Here is a 16,633-nt window from a genome sequence, read left to right as displayed (position 1 = left end):
TTACCTCACCGCCGCCATGAGGGCCTGAAGCATGTCGTTGACCGTCGACACGATCTTGGTGGAGGCCTTGTAGGACTGTTCGAGGTCGAGCAGCTTGGACAGTTCTTCGTCGAGGCTGACGCCGGTGACGCTCAGAAGCGCCTGGGAGGCCGTGGATGCGGCCGCCTTCTTGGTGTCCTTGGAATCCGAAGCCTGGCTGCGATATTCTTCCAGCCAGCCGATCGAGGAACTGGCGTAGTCGCTCACGCTCAGGCTGGTATTGAGGTCGGTCGTTCCATCAAAGGGAATCTTGGCCGTCAGGCCCGAGACATAGCCCTGCAGCAGCGTCGCATAGCCGGCTGCACCCGTCGTGTTGGACACATAGCTCGCACCGTTGATACCACCGTCGCGCAGCAAGGCTGCATTGCCACCCTGGGTCACGTCGATGGCTGCATTAACGGTGATGGAAGACGAGATGCCGGCCTGAACCGTGCCGGATGCCGGAACCGTGCCGCCGGCCCATGTGAAAAGACCCGGAAGGTTCGGCAGGCCCGCCCCCGACTGGTCCTTTTCGGAAAACTGGGTCACGAGGCCGCGGCTGATCTCGTCGAGCTGCGCCTGGAATTTCGGTGCGATCGTATCGCGGATCTGCAGGTTGGCCTGCAGCGAGCCCATGGCCGACGTATTGCCGCCCGTGCCCGGCTTCAGCGGCACGCCGTCGATATAGACCGCATTGCCTGTCGTCGTCGCGTCATAGCCCGGCTGAGGGGCGAACAGGATGTCGCGCGGCTTTGCCTCGAACAGCGTCGTGCCGTCCGAGGTGTAGATCGCCATGTCCTTGTTGTCGCGGACGACCGTCTGGACGCCGACGATCTCGGAAATCTTGCCGAGAATCTGGTCGCGCTTGTCGAGTTCGTCGTTGACGTCCCGATTGGACGCCGTGCCTGTCTTGACGGCATCATTGGCCGTCTGGAACTGGTTGAGCAGATCGCGGAGCGTCGACACCTGCTGAGAGATATTCTCGTCCGACTCGCGCCTCAGCGTCTGAACGGCAGCGGAGGCCTGGCTCAGCGAATTGGCGACATCCTTGGCGTCGGAAACGACCGACTGCGCCAGCGTCGTGTTGCCCGGCGAGGCCGCAAAAGACTGCAGACTGCTCTCGAGCTTGGAGATGAAGGTGGAGGGCGACGTGGCATAACCATTGCCGCCCATGGCGCCCTGCAACTGGTCAAGCGCGCCGGTAACAACATTCTGGGCACTGAGCGCTGAGGTGGCCGTCAGGTTGTGACGTTGAAGCAGCGCGTCTTCAGAACGCGCTGTCGGGTTCAGCTTCGATCCGTTGACCGAAGTGGTGAGCGTGGAATCGCGGCGCGAATAATCCGCATTACCGGAGTTCGAGATGTTCTTCGACACGACCGCCATCTGGGCGGACGTGTTCGAGAAGATGCTCGATGCCGTGTTAAGTGCGGATGAAAGCCCCATGATTTCCTACATCAGCCCCCATTATCGCTTGAGGTTCACGAGGACGTCCATCAGATCCGATGCCGTCTGGAATGCCTTGGAATTGGCCGTGTAGCTGCGCTGCGACTCGATCATGTCGGTGAGCTGGGTGGCCACGTCGACGTTCGACTGCTCCAGCTGGTTTGAGTTGATCGTGCCGAAGTTGCTGTCGCCGCCGAAGCCGACGACCACGGTGCCCGCTGCGTCGCTGAGCGAGAAGGCATTGCCGGAAACCGGCGTCAGATTGTCGGGGCTCTGCACTTTCGCGAGCACGATCTGATAGAGATCCTTGGTGGTGCCGTTTGCATAGACAGCAGAAATCTTGCCCGTCTGACCGATCGAGACCGAGGAGATCGTGCTCGGCGCGTTGCCGTCGACCTTGGCGCTCGAAACGCCGAACTTGTAGGCGAACTGGGTTGTCGTCGACATGTCGAGCGTGACGGTCTGGCCACCCGGGATCGGAATGCTGATCTGTTTGTCAGACGACGGGTCAAGCTTGCCGGTCGTCGGATCGAAGACGAGATTGACGGCCGCAGATTCGATCGGACCCGAACTGTAGGGGAAGGAGCCGGAACCCGCATTGGCATCGGCATGATTGAACGCCGTCACCTGCCAGGTGTTGTCTGCCGTCTTGGTGTAATAGAGATCGAGCTGAACGGCATTGCCGAGGCTGTCATAGGTCACAACCGAGGTCGAGCTCGTGTACTTCACGTCGTTGACGGTCGAAGCCGGGTTCGCACCGATGTCGCGGGGCGTGACCGGGGTCGTTACGGCTGTCGCCCGCGAATCCAGGTTCGCGTTCACGATGCCGGCGGTCGACGCCGTCGCCTGCAGGCCGCTCTGCGTCGCCTTGACGGGCACGAGACCCGAGAAGCCGTTGACGATGGCGGCGGAGCCGTCCGTGGACGAATAGCCCATCAGGGTAAAGCCGGAGGAGTTCACGAGCTCGCCGGACGAATCGATCTTGAACGAGCCGTCGCGGGTCAGGAAGATGCTGCCGCCACTGTCCTTGACGACGAAGAAGCCGCTGCCCTTGATCGCAAGGTCCGTGGCCGACGTCGTCGACGTTAGCGCACCCTGTTCAGAAATGGCATAGGAGGTGATGGCATTGACCGAACCGGAGGCATAGTTGCCGCCGGTCGAGGAGAGGACGAGGTCCGAGAAGGAAACCGAGGATCCCTTGTAGCCTGTCGTTGCAGAATTAGCGATGTTGTCAGAGATGGATGACAGGCGACTTGCCTGCGCGTTCATACCAGACGTGCTGGTTCGCATCATTCCTTGAAGGCTCATATCGGATCCTCGTTTCCGTAGTCATTACAGAGTAGGAGGCGGGCCTTGCGTGAAACTGAGTGGTCGCTGAAACATTAGCGAACTATGGCCACTTGGCTTCATGCCGGCCAGCTTTCCAGGGTTGGTTAACTCCAGTCGATGCAGTAGCCGAGGAAGCGCTTGGAATCGATCGGGTCAAAGCCCAGCTTCTTGCGCAGTTTCTTGCGCAGCTTGCTGATGTGGCTTTCAACCACGTTCTCTTCAACGTCCTCGTCAAAGATGCCGTAGATTGCGCTGAAAATCTGGGTCTTGGAGACGCGCCGGCCACGGTTGGCGACCAAGTATTCCAGAATGCGGCGCTCGCGACGCGGCAGCGGGAAGACTTCGCCTTCGATTTCCGGATCACGACCGTCCGAGAAAACCCGGATCGCGCCGATATCGGTATAGTTGGAGATCGCCTTCAGCCGACGACGAATGGCCGCCGCACGGGCCAGAATCTCGCGGGGATGAACCGGCTTGCGAACAACATCGTCGACGCCGCAGTCGAAGAAGGCAAGCGTGGTTTCGAGCGACGGCGAATCGCTGACAGCGATCACCGGTGCCGTGGACCGATCACGGATTGCGCGCGGCAACGAAAGTGCCTGCGATCCCTGACCAATCAGAAAGGCTTCGACCGCGTCTATATCGGTGTCTGCCGCCGTGTTGACCCACTCGCCAAATTCGCTGGGATCAAAGCCCGTGGAGGGCACGCCCTCCCGGCCAAATAGTGAAGTATATCCGTCTTTTACAAGCTCACGCTCATCAACCACGACGATCATTCGTCCGCCTCCGAATCAGTCTGGTGCCTCGATGCCTCATCGATACGAATCGGGGGAATCAGGAACAACTGGATGAACTTAACTACGCAAATTTACAGTTGATTAACTTCTGAGTGGCGATTTGCACTATATGTAGTATGCCGCACTCATTCATGCCGCTATCATCGCTTGGAAAAGTTAATGCATGGTTAACGGGAAGCGTTAAGGTTAATGAGAGTTCATATTCTTGCCGCATTGCCGGAGTCCGGCTGATTTTTGACAGTCACTAAATTTTTAGTTGTATCCAACGCAAAATTGTGAGGCATTCTTAGTCCACTGTCCGTAGCCGCTGGCGACCAGATTGGCGATCACGCGGCATACGTACTGCTTCTGCGCGGGGTCGTTATTGGGCCCTGCGTGGTAGCGCGCGACGGCCATTGTCCAGGTCTCGTGCCGGGCGTGAAGTTCGGCGAGAAACTTCGCCGCATACTCCACGTTGCGGGCCGGCTCCAGCATTTGTGCGGGTGAGGTGAAGGCCTCACCGTGGAAATGATGGTTGATCTGCATGCAGCCCAGGTCGATCAGAACGGCACCCTTGAGGCGCGCCTGCTGGAAGATGGCGAGCGCGTCGTTGGGGCTTGCCGCGAAGACGGCCTTCCCTTCAATGTTGAGCGCCCAGGGCTGCAGCGAGCCCTTCTTGCCGGTTTCTGCAAGCCCGACGGAGTAGAGGATGCCTTCCGGCACGCCATACTTGGCGGCCGCCCGGTGGATCTCCTGCTCGCACAGACCTGCCTGGCTCGGCTGAGCCGCGTTCGCCTCAGAGATAGACCTGACCGGAGCGGGCAGGTTCAGAAGAAGGAACGAGAGGGTCAACAGCCACGCTCTTGTCATCGCCCTGCCAATTTGCGTTGAAGCCATTGTCCTGCTGCCTGCGATTGTTGTCCTGTTCCCTGCCCTGCTGGGCGAACTGGCCGGCAGAGCTGCCGTCCTGCATCTGCCCGCCGGTCTGCTGACCGGATGAGGTCTGGGCGACCGTCTTGTCCGTCGTGGGCGCGGGCGACAGCTGCACGCTCACCTGATCGACCGAGAAGCCCTGCGACTTCAGCGACTGGATAAGGCCTTCCTTGTCCTGGCTGAGCTGCCTGAAGGCTTCGCCGGATTCCACCTGCAGGTGGACCGTCAACTGGTCGCCGTGAAGCCTGAGCGTCGCCGTGACGTTGCCGATCGATTCCGGCGTCATCTGGATTTTCAGCGTATTGACCGGCGTGCCGGTGCGCGGTTCGGGGGTCGCCGTCGCCGCTGCGGAGGCTGCCTTCATCGTGGCCGCCCAGTCATTGTCGGCGGTAACGCCGGACATGACAGCCTGCGTGTTGGCGGACAGGCCCTCGCCGCTTCCGACGAAGCGGCGGGCATCGAGCACGGTAATGCTCTCGGGCTTGACGGCCTCTCCGGTGCCGGAGGTTGCCGTTGCCTCGTCCTTGGTCGTTGCGCCGGGTGCCTGCGCGCCAATGGCGGAGAGCGCCTTGCCGGACTGCTCGTCGGACTTGGGCTTGCCCTGCTCCTGATGATCGCCGGCCTGACCGCCTGCAGCGCTGACGGCAAGCGCCGCAGCGGCGAGCATATTGGCGCCCTCCGCATTCGGGCCTGTCGCCTCTGACTTCGGATCGGTCGCCTTCTCCTTGGCCGGCTCTTCCTTCTTGCCGGTCTCCTCGGATTTCAGCGTCTTGTCCTGCCCCTTGGTGACCGTCTCTGCACTCAGAAGTTTCAGAGCGATCGCCGCCGCGTCGGTCTCTGCCTGGGTTGCCGGACCCGGCGTCTGCGCCTGAGCCTTCGCCGCATTGGCCTTGTCGATCAGCTTTTCGATATCAGCAGCGACCTTGTCCTTGCCGTCCTGTTTCGACACAGCGGCATCGGCATTCTCTGTCAGCTTGGCATCGGCAGGCTGCTCCTCGACCTTGCCGGTCTTCTTGCTCTGTGCATCTGCGGCAAGCGCGAGGATCGCAGTTTCGGCGCTGGAAGCGGAGGTCGATTTGTGATCGCCATGCGCCGCGGCCTTTCCGGCAGTGCCCGCAGCCTTCGGATCGGCTTTCGGCTGCTGATCGTCGTCGGCCGATGCCTTCGGCTCAGCCGGGTCATTGTCGGACTGGTTGGCGTTGGCAGCCTTGTTGTACACGTCACCGAAGCTCGGACTTCCCGACGTATCGGAACCGGCGCGCGGAGACGGTGCGGATGGGGGATTGGGACGCGGAGGGGCCGGCGCCACATACTGGTCGATCGCGTTCACTTGTCCCCCTTGTTCATCAAATCGTCGATGGCCTTCAACTGCGCCTGGCTGTCGGACAGGAACGTATCGATGCCGTCCTTGGTATCGGCCGCCTGCTGCACCTTGGCTTCGCCCGGCTTCGCTTCGGCCGTCTTGGCTGCGTTCTGCTTTTCAGGTGGCGGACCTGCCGGCGGCTTGCCTGCTGGCGGCTTTGCCTCGGCAGGTTGACCAACAGGCGGCTTCGCCTCTTTCGGCGGCGCTTCGCCTCCCTTGTGAGGGTCTGGCTTGGCCATCGCCTCATTCTCGGGTTTCGGTTTATCAGGAGGCGCTTGTGTCAGGCTTTCGAGTGTGGCGGGTCTTTCCACTTCCGAGAGAATAAATGCACCCGCATCGCGCAACCGTCGTTCGTCAGGCCCGAGGATCTCGTCCGGGATCTTCGAGAATGCACTCTGCACCTCGGCGATGTCGGCCGTCGGCAGGGTGGAGAGGTTGATATAGAGCTGGGCAAGCTTCGCCGGATTGTCATCTCTGCCCTCGGACAGGGCGAGCGCGTTTCCGGCAGCCCAATGCGCGAACTCGAAACGTCCGGTCACCGCCGCCTTGCGGGCGATGCGCAGATAGACCTCCTGCTGCCGCGGCGGGTCTAGCCAGACGAGGGTTTGCGCAATGCGGTCATTGCCGATCTTGTCGTAATTTGCGTCGATCAGCGTGACGACCTGGGCGGCCACCTGAGCGGCATAGGGCGAATTGGGAAAGCGCGAGACATAGAGCCGGGCAAGCCGGATCGAACTTTCGATATTGTTCTGCTTCACCGTGATGATCAGCGAGCGGCGCAGTGCCGCTTCTTCGACGATGGAGCCGGGAAGTGCCAGCCGCGCCCAGTCGAAGTATTTCAGCGCGATGTCGGGCTTCTTCTGCATCACGACGTTGGCGGCAACCAGCGCCAGATACGGGCCGATCGCCGTCGACTTGTATTCGGGGACAATCTCGTCGAGCGTCTTGTTGGCCGAACCGCCCTTGCCGCCGAGATAAAGCAGCAGCGCATTGGTCAGCCGTGTGTCGAAGTTGCCGCGCGCGTCATGCGATATCAGTGTGTCCAGCGTCGCGGGATTGCCGCCCGACATGGCATAGATCATGGCGGCGTCAACATTGCGCAGATCATTGAAATCGTCGGGACTGGCGGTGCGCAGACGGCGGTCGATCATGCCGATCATGAAGCGCTGCATTTCCACCGCCTTGATGTCGCCAGCGACGATCTTGTCCTGGACATCCTCGAGCGAGCGGACAAGCTTGTAGATCGGGAGCGTCGGGTCGACCTCTTCCTGCTTCGCCTCCTCGGCCCGGGCGGAAAACCCGAAGCCGAGAGCCAGACATGCGGCGGCGATGGTCAGGAAGCGGGCCACATCAGCCTCCGGTTACGGTCTTGCCCTCGAGCAGGATCTCGATCCGACGGTTCGCGGGGCTATAGGGGTCCTTCGGAACTTTCAGGAAGCGGTCGGCATAGCCGGTCACCTGGTTGACGCGCTTCTCGTCAAGCCCGCCGCTGACCAGCATGTAATAGGCGCTGCGGGCACGATTGAGAGAAAGCCCCCAGTTGTCGCCGGTGCCGCCCTTGTAGGGCCGACCGTCGGTGTGACCGCGAATGACGACACTGCCCTTGCCCTTCGCCAGCACCTTGCCGATGTCCTGCATGGCGAGCACGAGCTCGCGGCTTGGCACGGCCGAACCGACGTCGAACATCGGCGTGCTCACCTGATCGCTGACCGAAATCAGCAGCCCACCTTCGGAGGGTTCGACCCGGATCGCGTCGGCGAGCTTGCCGACAGACGCCGGAAGTGTGTTCAAGATCTGCTTCTTCAGGTCGCTCGCAGCCTTTGCCGCAGCCTGCGCCTCTGCCTTGTCCATCTGGCTCTGGGCGGAGGCCATTTCGGCCGGCTTGCCGGGCTTGTCCTGCTGCTCGCCGGCATTCGGCTTTGCGTCCGCAGTCGCGCCGCCCTGTTCGGTCGCATTCTTGTCGGCGGCGCTGCCGCCCTTGCCCTTTTCGATGGTCTGCTGGTCGCCTGGAATGCCGCCCTTGCCGGTGTCCTTGCTGTCCGCCTCGCCGGGTATGCCACCCTTGCCGATCTCGTTGCCCTTGTCCTGGGCGGCAACAGCCGCGGCGGCCTGGTCCTTGCCGGCTTCGCCCGCGTCCTTGCCCTTGCCGACCTTGGGATTCACCTGAACCTGCTTGGTCCAGAAATCGGGGTCGAAGGGGTCCTTGTAGGCGTCGCCGCCGTCAGCACCCGTGGAGGGGCCAGCCGTCGCTGCACCGCCCTCACCCTTGACGCTCACATTGGCCTGCTGCCCCACATCGAGAACGATTTCGGACAGAACTGCATAGGGGTTCTCGAAATAGTCGGCTTCGGAATAGGTGACCTTTTCGCCGGCTGTCGAGCTCTTTTCCTGGCCGCTGGCGGCCGCGTCTCCCTGCGACTTCTCCTCGCCATCCACCTTGGACTTTTCCTGGGTCGCCTCGCCGTCGGCCTGCTTGCCCGGCTTGGTGATGCCCTTGTCCGCGGGGCTGGAGTCCGTCAGCTTGATGGGATTGAAATAGCTCGCAACAGCCGCCTTCGTCGCGTCATTGGCGGCATTGACCAGCCACATGACGAGGAAGAAGGCCATCATGGCGGTCATGAAGTCGGCGTAGGCAATCTTCCACGCGCCACCATGGTGGCCATGATCGCCATGGCCGTGGCGCTTGATGATGATGATTTCGTTCTTGCCGTGGTGGTGGCTTTCGTTCTCGCTCATTTCAGAAGCTCTTCAACACTGTCGCGCCACGCGGAGAGGCGGGTCATGAGAACGGTATCGCCATGTTCGACGGACAGATCGACGCCCGGCATTTCGACGTGCTTAAAATCAAGATCGAGCCCCGTCAGACGCTCACGCAGTTTCTCCGCGAGAGACCCCGGTCCCTTGAGAACGAGTTCGATGCCGCCCTCGCCCGCAAAGACAGAGCGCACCGTCTGGGCAAGGCTTTCGACCGCACGCTCGGTCATCGCCGCGTCGAGGATCGGCTTGAGCGCGTTCATGACATGTGTGGAAACGAGCTCGCGCACATCGGTGGCAATGCGCGGAAGAACCTCCGCCAGTTGCTCGGCCATCCTCTGCTCATAGACTGCCGCCATGTCGGCTTCCGCCTGCCTTTGCGACGCCATCAGGGCTTCGATCTGCTGCTGGTACATGGCCTGCATCTCGGCCTGCATCTCCGCCCGGCCTTCCTCATGCGCCTCGCGGCGGAGCGCATCGAGATCGATCTGCGGCTCCGGCTCGAAGTCAAAGGCGATTTCGGATGCCTGCGGAAGTTCGAAAACGTCGGGCACCGATGGCGGTGGGGCGCTGAAATCCTTGAGATATCTGGCGAGGCCTGCACTCATCGATCCGCTACTTCCCTGAATAACAAAACAACCGGCCGCTCAAGAGCGCCTCGCGCAACGCTGCAGGCTCGCGCGCGTCAGGCATGCGCCGCGATCGCAGTTGGCCAAGTTCTAGGGGATCAATCTTGTGCGAAGATGAAGATGTTGGGCCGCGTCAGGGCAATGAACGCGGCCCAACCTTCTACCATATGCCGATGACCGGCGGCACGGCAGAATTTCCAGCAATGTTTCAAAAGGGGCTTTCTGCCCGACAGGCCGAAAATCCTTCTCGGCCTACGACGTCGATGCATCAGTTGCCCGGGCCGGCCACGAAAGACCGGCCTGACTGCTCTTACTTGAAGAGCGAAAGGATGTTCTGCGAGTTCGTGTTCGCGATCGACAGCGACTGGATGCCCAGCTGCTGCTGCGTCTGCAGCGCCTTCAGCTTGGTCGATTCCTGGTTCATGTCGGCGTCAACGAGACGTCCAACGCCCTTGTCGATCACGTTCATGAGGTCGGAGACGAAGTTGTCCTGCATGTCGATGCGCTTGTTGATGGCACCCAGGTCGGAGGCGACCTTGGTCAGGCCAGTCAGCATCAGATCGACTGCGGAGATCATGCCGTCGATGTTCTCGGACGGCGTTCCGGTCGTCAGCTTGACTTCAGAACCCGACGCGGACGTCGTCGACTTGGCATTGATGAGGAAGTAGGTCGCCGTTGTCGTCGCGGACGTGCCGGCCTGTGGTTGCGTTACGGTGACGTCCTTGGTCAGCGCACCAAGATTTGCATCGTTGGTGTCGATCATGATGGATTCGCTGGCGTTGAATGTCAGCGTCGTGACGGCAACCGAGCCGTTGGTCGAGCGGTTGAACGACGCAACCATTTCCTTCGTGCCCGCAGGTGTGGTCGAGGAATTGTAAAGCCAGTTTTCACCGGAGAACGACGCGGACTGCGAGATGGACTGCAGCTGCGATTTCAGTTCGGCCAGTTCGGAATTGATCTTGGTCTTGTCGACACCCGGTTCGCGCGCGGCGACCAGCTTGGCCTTGATTTCCTCGATAACCGAGATTGAGGAGTCCAGTGCGGTGTAGGCAGTGTCGGTCTTTGCAGCACCCAGACCGAGCGCATCGCTGACGGTGGAGAGTGCCTTGTTGTCCGAGCGCATGGTCGTTGCGATCGACCAGTAAGCGGCGTTGTCGGACGCGGTCTGAACACGATAGCCTGAGGAGATCTTGTTCTGGGTCGATTCCAGATTGCCGTCGATTGTGCGCAGAGTCTGCAGTGCCGCCATCGCGGCAGCATTGGTCATAATGCTTGTCATCGGTCATTGCCCCAAAATGAAGACGAGGGACATTCCGGAGTTAAGGATACCGGCAACGCAGGAATAGCATCATGCTCTGGCCCATTTTGCCCTGGGGCCTGTCCGCGTTCTTAACGAAGCTTTAACGGAAACAAGGTTAACAAATCTTTAATGGCATTAGCAAGTTGTTAATTTGATTGAAGAATGAATTACCAAGCGGAGCGCTCGGTAGGCTTTTGTTAATATATTCAAATACTTAGATGGGTACAGCGAAAAACCGAAAAAGCCGCACCACGTGACGTGGTGCGGCTTCTCAATGACCCTCTGGACCAAAGCGACCGTCTGTCTGCCCGCTCTGGGGGGACAGTGATTCGCGTCAGATTACCTGAAGAGCGACATGATGTTCTGACCGGCCGAGTTGGCGATCGAGAGCGACTGGATGCCGAGCTGCTGCTGCGTCTGCAGCGCCTTCAGCTTGGTCGACTCCTGGTTCATGTCGGCGTCGACGAGACGACCAACGCCCTTGCCGATCACGTCCTGCAGGTCGGCGACGAAGGAGTTCTGCAGCTGGATGCGGGTCGAGGTCGCACCGAGCGTGGAGGCCACGGACGTCACGTTGGTCAGCATGTTATCGACGGCAGAGATCATGCCTTCGATGTCCTGATCGTTCGTGCCCGTCGTCAGCTTGATTTCGGTGCCGCCTGCAGACGTCGTCGACTTGGCGTCGATGAGGAAGTAGGTCGCCGTCGTCGTTCCTGTCGAGTTGGCGATCGGCTGGTTGACCGTGATCGCCTTCGTCAGCTGGCCCTGCGAAGCAGCACCGGTATCGACGAGGACGGAATTGGCGGCGTTGAACTTCAGCGTGTTGACCGAGACGTTGCCCGAATTGTCACGGGTAAACGAACCCACCATTTCCTTCGTACCGGCAGTGCCGGTGGTGTTGTAGAGCCAGTTTTCGCCCGAGAACGAAGCGGACTTCGAGATGGAGGTCAGCTGCGACTTCAGTTCGGTGAGTTCCGAATTGATCTTCGTCTTGTCGACACCCGGTTCGCGGGCAGCAACCAGCTTCGCCTTGATTTCGTCGATCACCGAGATGGAAGACGTGAGACCGGTGTAGGCCGTGTCGGTCTTCGCAGCGGCCAGACCCAGCGCGTCACCAACGGTAGAAAGAGCCTTGTTGTCCGAACGCATTGTCGTTGCGATCGACCAGTATGCGGCGTTGTCTGAAGCGGTGTTGACGCGATAGCCCGACGAAATCGCGTTCTGCGTGTCGGACATGTTCATGTCAATCGTACGCAAGGTCTGCAATGCAGCCATTGCGGAAGTGTTCGTCATAATGCTCGTCATGTGTACTGCCCCTGTGTTTGACAGACTAGAATTTAAGGGGGGTCATGCCGGATATATCTACGGCAACGTCGCTGCAGCATCATGCTCGATAACCAACTGTTAAGGTTAACGCGTCGTTTCAATATGTCTAAAAGACACCATCGTGGTTAATTAAGCTTAAATGCGTTCGGGATCTGACCTAGTAATTCTAACCAGTCATATTTCACTGCTGAAACAGAAAAAGGGCCGCCCGAAGGGGCGACCCTTTCTGATTTTCCGGCTGTTGGGAGGCGACGTCCTCGCCTCCCCTGACCCGGGTTTTAGCGGAAGAGCGACAGGATGCTCTGACTGTCGGAGTTGGCAATCGACAGCGACTGGATGCCGAGCTGCTGCTGCGTCTGCAGCGCCTTCAGCTTCGTCGATTCCTGGTTCATGTCGGCATCCACGAGGCGGCCAACGCCCTTACCGATCACGTCCTGCAGGTCGGCAACGAAGTTGTTCTGCAGCTGGATGCGGCTGGACGTCGCGCCAAGCGTCGAGGCAACCGACGTCATGCTGGTCAACATGTTATCGACGGCCGAGATCATGCCTTCGATGTTCTGGTCGTTCGTGCCAGTCGTCAGCTTGATTTCGCTGCCGCCTGCCGATGTCGTCGACTTGGCATCGATCAGGAAGTAGGTCGCGGTCGTGGTGCCCGTCGAGTTGGCAATCGGCTGGTTTACCGTGATCGCCTTGGTCAGCTGGCCACCGCTGGCGGCATTGGTATCGACCAGAACCGAGTTCGCAGCGTTGAACTTCAGCGTATTGATCGCAACATTGCCCGTCGTATCGCGGGTGAAGGAGCCCACCATTTCCTTCGTACCGGCAGTACCGGTGGTGTTGTAGAGCCAGTTTTCGCCCGAGAACGAAGCCGACTTGGAAATCGAGCTCAGCTGCGACTTCAGTTCGGTGATTTCCGAATTGACCTTCGTCTTGTCGACACCCGGTTCGCGGGCGGCAACGAGCTTGGACTTGATTTCGTCAACGACAGAGATCGAGGCGTTGAGACCGGTGTAGGCCGTGTCGGTCTTTGCAGCGGCAAGACCAAGAGCGTCGCCAACGGTGGAGAGAGCCTTGTTGTCCGAACGCATCGTGGTCGCAATCGACCAGTAAGCGGCGTTGTCGGAGGCCTTGGAAACGCGAAGGCCCGAAGAGATAGCACTCTGCGTGTCGTCCATTTGCGAGGAAATGCCACGGAGAGTCTGGAGCGCAGACATAGCTGCGCCGTTTGTCATAATGCTGGTCATGGGTTGTCCCTGATACACAATACTCTAGAGGGACATGCCGGGGCGAACCGGCGGTTGCGGGGAAGCGTCATGCGACCGTGGTTAACGGCCCCGCTGAACAGGACAATCAAACATCAAGCTTAACATATGCTGAAAAACGTTCAGGAGAATTGACGAGGCCAAGACATAGAAAAGCCGCGCCAGAGGGCGCGGCTCTCGTTTCAAGCGGGAACGGTTTCGGTCGAAGGATCAGCGGAAGAGCGAGAGAACGCTCTGGCTGTCGGAGTTGGCGATCGACAGGGCCTGGATGCCGAGCTGCTGCTGCGTCTGCAGCGCCTTCAGCTTGGTCGATTCCTGGTTCATGTCGGCGTCAACGAGACGGCCAACCCCCTTGGAGATCACGTCCTGCAGATTGTTGACGAAGTCGTTCTGCATCGAGATGCGGCTGTTGACGGCGCCGAGCTTGGAGGCGGAGTCCGTCAGGTTCGTCAGCATCGTATCAACGGCCGAGATCATGCCTTCGATGTTCTGGTCGTTCGTGCCAGTCGTCAGCTTGATTTCGCTGCCGCCTGCCGATGTCGTCGACTTGGCATCGATAAGGAAGTAGGTCGCGGTCGTGGTGCCGGTCGAGTTGGCGATCGGCTGGTTCACCGTCAGCGCCTTCGTCAATTGGCCGCCGCTGGCTGCGTTCGTGTCGATGAGGACCGAGTTGGCAGCGTTGAACTTCAGCGTGTTGATCGACACGTTGCCCGTGGTATCGCGGGTGAACGAACCGACCATTTCCTTCGTGCCGGCGGTGCCGGTCGTGTTGTAGAGCCAGTTTTCGCCCGAGAACGAAGCAGACTTCGAGATGGAGGTCAGCTGCGACTTCAGTTCGGTGAGTTCCGAATTGATCTTCGTCTTGTCGACACCCGGTTCGCGGGCGGCAACGAGCTTGGACTTGATCTGGTCAACGACGGAGATCGAGGCGTTCAGGCCGGTGTAAGCCGTATCGGTCTTTGCAGCAGCAAGACCGAGAGCGTCACCAACGGTGGAGAGAGCCTTGTTGTCCGAACGCATCGTGGTCGCAATCGACCAGTATGCGGCGTTGTCGGAGGCCTTGGAAACGCGAAGACCGGAGGAGATCGCGCTCTGCGTGTCGTCCATCTGCGAGGAGATGCCGCGCAGCGTCTGGAGCGCAGACATAGCTGCGCCGTTCGTCATAATGCTAGTCATTGGGATTGTCCCTTTACGCAAAACAAAAACAGGGACATACCGGATTGAAACGATTACCGGCGACGACGGAAAGGCATCATGCCGCCCGTGGATTTCTTCCCCCTCCAGGCCCGTCATACAGGCAGGACTATGCCGCCTCAAATGTTACCGAAAACCTAATTTCGGGGTTCCGGCGCCGGTCACGCCGAATCATATGAAACAGAGTCTTAATGGCTGTCACAATTGCGCAGGGCGCGTCTCAGGCTGACGCGAGCGTGGCCCGGATAGAGAACCGCGATCAGAGGAAGGATCGCGTCAGGCTGCCGACCAGCAGGTTCCAGCCGTCGATCAGCACGAAGAAGAGGATCTTGAACGGCAGCGAGATCGAGGTTGGCGGCAGCATCATCATGCCCATCGCCATGGTGATCGTCGCGACGATGAGGTCGATGACCAGGAAGGGCAGCACGATCAGGAAGCCGATCTCGAAGCCGCGGCGGATTTCCGAGATCATGAAGGCCGGCACGATGACCCGCAGATCGACCTTTCCGTCCGTCTCGGTCGTCTGGCCCTTCTCGCGGGCGATATCGACGAAGAGCTTCAGGTCCTTGTCGCGTGTGTTGGCCAGCATGAAGTCGCGGAACGGGCCGTAGATCCGGGGCAGCGCCTCGGTCTCGGTGATCTTGTTGTCCATCATCGGCTTGATGCCGTCCTGCCAGGACTTATCGAAGACAGGGGTCATGACGTAGAAGGTCATGAACAGCGCGAGGCTGGTCAGGATCATGTTGGAGGGTGTCGTCGCCAGCCCCATGCCGGAGCGCAGGATCGAAAAGGCGATCACGAAGCGCGGAAAGCTCGTGACCATGACGAGGATGCCCGGCGCGATGGATAGCACCGTCAACAGGCCGAGCGTGCGGATGATCCAGGAGGCGACCGAACCGCTGACAGGGGCCTGCGTCAGGAAATCGGGCAATTGCTGCGCGAAGCTTCCGGCGGGCAGAAGGACGATGAGTGTGGTGAAGAAGAGAAGCTTTTTCATTGCACCACGAATGTCCTGAACATCACGTCCTTCACACGGCCCTCGGTTCTGAGCGATGCACGCTCCTTGATATCCTGCCGCAGGTATTCAAACCCGCGGGCGCTCTGGATCTGTTGCAGCGATACGGTGCGGATATAGGCCATGATGTCCTGATGCACTTCCTCGGCCGTCTTCTCATCCGGCTTGTCACCGAAGAGAAGCGCAACCTCCAGCCGGACCCAGCTCTGAGACGGGTAGGCGAGATTGCTGGTGATCGGCTCAAGCACGACGACATTGTTTTCCTCGTTGGCGAGCTTGGGAGGGCCTGCGCCCTCTTCCTTCTTGCCGCCCTTCTTCTCGCCGCCAGCCTCTGCGGCCGCGACAGCCGCCTGTTCGGCGGCCTTCTTGGCGATCTCGTCCTTCTTCTCCTGTGTGATGAACTTGTCGGAGATGCTCTTGCCCAGGAACCAGCCACCGCCGCCGGCGATCACCGAAAGCACGAGGACGATGACGATGGTGACCACGAGGCCACCACCCTTCTTCTTTCCGCCTTCCTCGCCTTCGCCTTCCGGCGCTGCTTCCGGTTCTGCCATCGTGTTGTTTCCTTCGGTCCCGTCCTCAGAATGGCGAGAAGAGATCGACGGCCTGCTGCCCCCATGGCGGCTGCTGGACTTCCGTCAGGCGTCCACGGCCACCGTAGGAGATGCGGGCCTCGGCGATGCGTTCATACGAGATCTGGTTTTCGGCGTTCACGTCCTGCGGCCGGACGATACCGCCGACATTGAGGATGCGAAGCTCCTGGTTGACGCGCACTTCCTGCGAGCCAGAAATGACGAGGTTGCCGTTTTCGAGAATGCCGGTGACGACAGCAGCGACCAGAAGCGTCAGCTTTTCGGAACGCTTGGTCGAACCCGAACCGGTCGAGGACGTGTCCGATCCGCCGTTGATGTTGCCCGACAGCGCAGGCGATACGGCCGCGCTCTTGGCCTGCAGGCCGAAATTCATGCTTTCGGAGTTCTGCCGGCTGCGCTTGGTGTCATTGGCGAAGTTGGCATTGTCGTTGATCTGGATGTTGACCGTCAGGATGTCGCCGACCTTGAGCGCGCGGGAATCCTTGAAGAGAGCGGCCTGATTGTCGTTCCACAGCGAATAGCCGGAAGCAACCTGTTGCGGGCGCTTCGGATAGAGCGCCATTTCCTGCGTCTGGCCATAGCGCAGGCCGCTGCCGATCGGGCTCATGGCGGGCGCGCGGCCGATTTCGTTGACCGCCTGGCTTCCACATCCGGCCAAAGGCATCAGAAGAGCGAAAAGGGGAATGAGTTTCTTCATG

At 60.1% G+C, this 16,633-nt stretch carries 15 protein-coding genes; all 15 read right to left on the bottom strand.

Annotated features, from left to right (window positions below; all coding sequences use genetic code 11):
• Nucleotides 1-1,461 carry a flagellar hook-associated protein FlgK gene (flgK, locus tag LQK84_RS07065; RefSeq protein WP_230827989.1) on the bottom strand — a complete coding sequence of 487 codons (1,461 nt, stop codon included), beginning with the start codon at nucleotides 1,459-1,461 and terminating at the stop codon, nucleotides 1-3.
• Nucleotides 1,462-1,482: 21 nt separating this feature from the next.
• Nucleotides 1,483-2,769, bottom strand: a complete 1,287-nt coding sequence (locus tag LQK84_RS07060) for a flagellar hook protein FlgE (RefSeq protein ID WP_230827988.1) — start codon at nucleotides 2,767-2,769, stop codon at nucleotides 1,483-1,485.
• Nucleotides 2,770-2,894: 125 nt separating this feature from the next.
• Nucleotides 2,895-3,566, bottom strand: coding sequence for a transcriptional activator Rem (gene rem / locus LQK84_RS07055; RefSeq protein WP_109855735.1), 672 nt, complete (start codon nucleotides 3,564-3,566; stop codon nucleotides 2,895-2,897).
• Nucleotides 3,567-3,839: 273 nt separating this feature from the next.
• A complete protein-coding gene (locus LQK84_RS07050) occupies nucleotides 3,840-4,436 on the bottom strand; it encodes a transglycosylase SLT domain-containing protein (RefSeq protein ID WP_442966907.1) in 597 nt (198 codons plus the stop codon).
• Entirely contained in the window at nucleotides 4,363-5,829 is a 1,467-nt protein-coding gene (gene fliK, locus LQK84_RS25220) for a flagellar hook-length control protein FliK (RefSeq protein WP_230827986.1), read from the bottom strand. The genes LQK84_RS07050 and fliK overlap by 74 nt, the downstream gene beginning before the upstream one ends.
• Nucleotides 5,826-7,211, bottom strand: coding sequence for a chemotaxis protein (locus tag LQK84_RS07040; RefSeq protein ID WP_230827985.1), 1,386 nt, complete (start codon nucleotides 7,209-7,211; stop codon nucleotides 5,826-5,828). The genes fliK and LQK84_RS07040 overlap by 4 nt, the downstream gene beginning before the upstream one ends.
• A gap of 1 nt (nucleotide 7,212) precedes the next feature.
• Nucleotides 7,213-8,598 carry a MotB family protein gene (locus LQK84_RS07035; protein WP_230827984.1) on the bottom strand — a complete coding sequence of 462 codons (1,386 nt, stop codon included), beginning with the start codon at nucleotides 8,596-8,598 and terminating at the stop codon, nucleotides 7,213-7,215.
• Nucleotides 8,595-9,224 (bottom strand): hypothetical protein, encoded by a 630-nt coding sequence (locus tag LQK84_RS07030; protein WP_230827983.1) that lies wholly within the window; start codon nucleotides 9,222-9,224, stop codon nucleotides 8,595-8,597. Before LQK84_RS07030 ends, LQK84_RS07035 begins: the two co-directional genes overlap by 4 nt.
• 331 nt (nucleotides 9,225-9,555) lie before the next feature.
• Nucleotides 9,556-10,524 carry a flagellin N-terminal helical domain-containing protein gene (locus tag LQK84_RS07025; RefSeq protein ID WP_230827982.1) on the bottom strand — a complete coding sequence of 323 codons (969 nt, stop codon included), beginning with the start codon at nucleotides 10,522-10,524 and terminating at the stop codon, nucleotides 9,556-9,558.
• A gap of 360 nt (nucleotides 10,525-10,884) precedes the next feature.
• Nucleotides 10,885-11,850: a flagellin N-terminal helical domain-containing protein gene (locus tag LQK84_RS07020; RefSeq protein WP_230827981.1), complete on the bottom strand. Its 966-nt coding sequence runs from the start codon at nucleotides 11,848-11,850 to the stop codon at nucleotides 10,885-10,887.
• A 299-nt stretch (nucleotides 11,851-12,149) separates the two neighbouring features.
• Complete coding sequence (locus tag LQK84_RS07015) at nucleotides 12,150-13,115, bottom strand: flagellin N-terminal helical domain-containing protein (RefSeq protein ID WP_230827980.1); 966 nt, start codon at nucleotides 13,113-13,115, stop codon at nucleotides 12,150-12,152.
• 228 nt (nucleotides 13,116-13,343) lie between these two features.
• A complete protein-coding gene (locus tag LQK84_RS07010; RefSeq protein WP_230827979.1) occupies nucleotides 13,344-14,309 on the bottom strand; it encodes a flagellin N-terminal helical domain-containing protein in 966 nt (321 codons plus the stop codon).
• 277 nt (nucleotides 14,310-14,586) lie between these two features.
• The gene (gene fliP / locus LQK84_RS07005) at nucleotides 14,587-15,324 is read right to left on the bottom strand and encodes a flagellar type III secretion system pore protein FliP (protein ID WP_230827978.1); all 738 of its coding nucleotides are present in this window, start codon (nucleotides 15,322-15,324) and stop codon (nucleotides 14,587-14,589) included.
• Nucleotides 15,321-15,896 carry a flagellar basal body-associated FliL family protein gene (locus tag LQK84_RS07000; protein WP_230827977.1) on the bottom strand — a complete coding sequence of 192 codons (576 nt, stop codon included), beginning with the start codon at nucleotides 15,894-15,896 and terminating at the stop codon, nucleotides 15,321-15,323. The genes fliP and LQK84_RS07000 overlap by 4 nt, the downstream gene beginning before the upstream one ends.
• 25 nt (nucleotides 15,897-15,921) lie before the next feature.
• The gene (gene flgH / locus LQK84_RS06995; RefSeq protein ID WP_230827976.1) at nucleotides 15,922-16,632 is read right to left on the bottom strand and encodes a flagellar basal body L-ring protein FlgH; all 711 of its coding nucleotides are present in this window, start codon (nucleotides 16,630-16,632) and stop codon (nucleotides 15,922-15,924) included.
• Nucleotide 16,633 lies beyond the last annotated feature (1 nt).

It is taken from the genome of Rhizobium sp. C4 (assembly GCF_021026315.1).
GTDB lineage: Bacteria > Pseudomonadota > Alphaproteobacteria > Rhizobiales > Rhizobiaceae > Ensifer_A.
Note: the sequence above shows the minus strand (reverse complement) of the source record. Positions and strands in the feature narration are given on the sequence as shown.

Bases quoted from the DNA above. Each gene is read 5' to 3' on its own strand.
- fliP (WP_230827978.1), bottom strand. From the start codon at position 15,324: ATGAAAAAGCTTCTCTTCTTCACCACACTCATCGTCCTTCTGCCCGCC.
- flgH (WP_230827976.1), bottom strand. From the start codon at position 16,632: ATGAAGAAACTCATTCCCCTTTTCGCTCTTCTGATGCCTTTGGCCGGA.
- LQK84_RS07025 (WP_230827982.1), bottom strand. From the start codon at position 10,524: ATGACAAGCATTATGACCAATGCTGCCGCGATGGCGGCACTGCAGACT.
- LQK84_RS07010 (WP_230827979.1), bottom strand. From the start codon at position 14,309: ATGACTAGCATTATGACGAACGGCGCAGCTATGTCTGCGCTCCAGACG.
- LQK84_RS07020 (WP_230827981.1), bottom strand. From the start codon at position 11,850: ATGACGAGCATTATGACGAACACTTCCGCAATGGCTGCATTGCAGACC.
- rem (WP_109855735.1), bottom strand. From the start codon at position 3,566: ATGATCGTCGTGGTTGATGAGCGTGAGCTTGTAAAAGACGGATATACT.
- LQK84_RS07015 (WP_230827980.1), bottom strand. From the start codon at position 13,115: ATGACCAGCATTATGACAAACGGCGCAGCTATGTCTGCGCTCCAGACT.
- LQK84_RS07035 (WP_230827984.1), bottom strand. From the start codon at position 8,598: ATGAGCGAGAACGAAAGCCACCACCACGGCAAGAACGAAATCATCATC.
- flgK (WP_230827989.1), bottom strand. From the start codon at position 1,461: ATGGGGCTTTCATCCGCACTTAACACGGCATCGAGCATCTTCTCGAAC.
- LQK84_RS07060 (WP_230827988.1), bottom strand. From the start codon at position 2,769: ATGAGCCTTCAAGGAATGATGCGAACCAGCACGTCTGGTATGAACGCG.
- LQK84_RS07030 (WP_230827983.1), bottom strand. From the start codon at position 9,224: ATGAGTGCAGGCCTCGCCAGATATCTCAAGGATTTCAGCGCCCCACCG.
- LQK84_RS07050 (WP_442966907.1), bottom strand. From the start codon at position 4,436: ATGACAAGAGCGTGGCTGTTGACCCTCTCGTTCCTTCTTCTGAACCTG.
- LQK84_RS07000 (WP_230827977.1), bottom strand. From the start codon at position 15,896: ATGGCAGAACCGGAAGCAGCGCCGGAAGGCGAAGGCGAGGAAGGCGGA.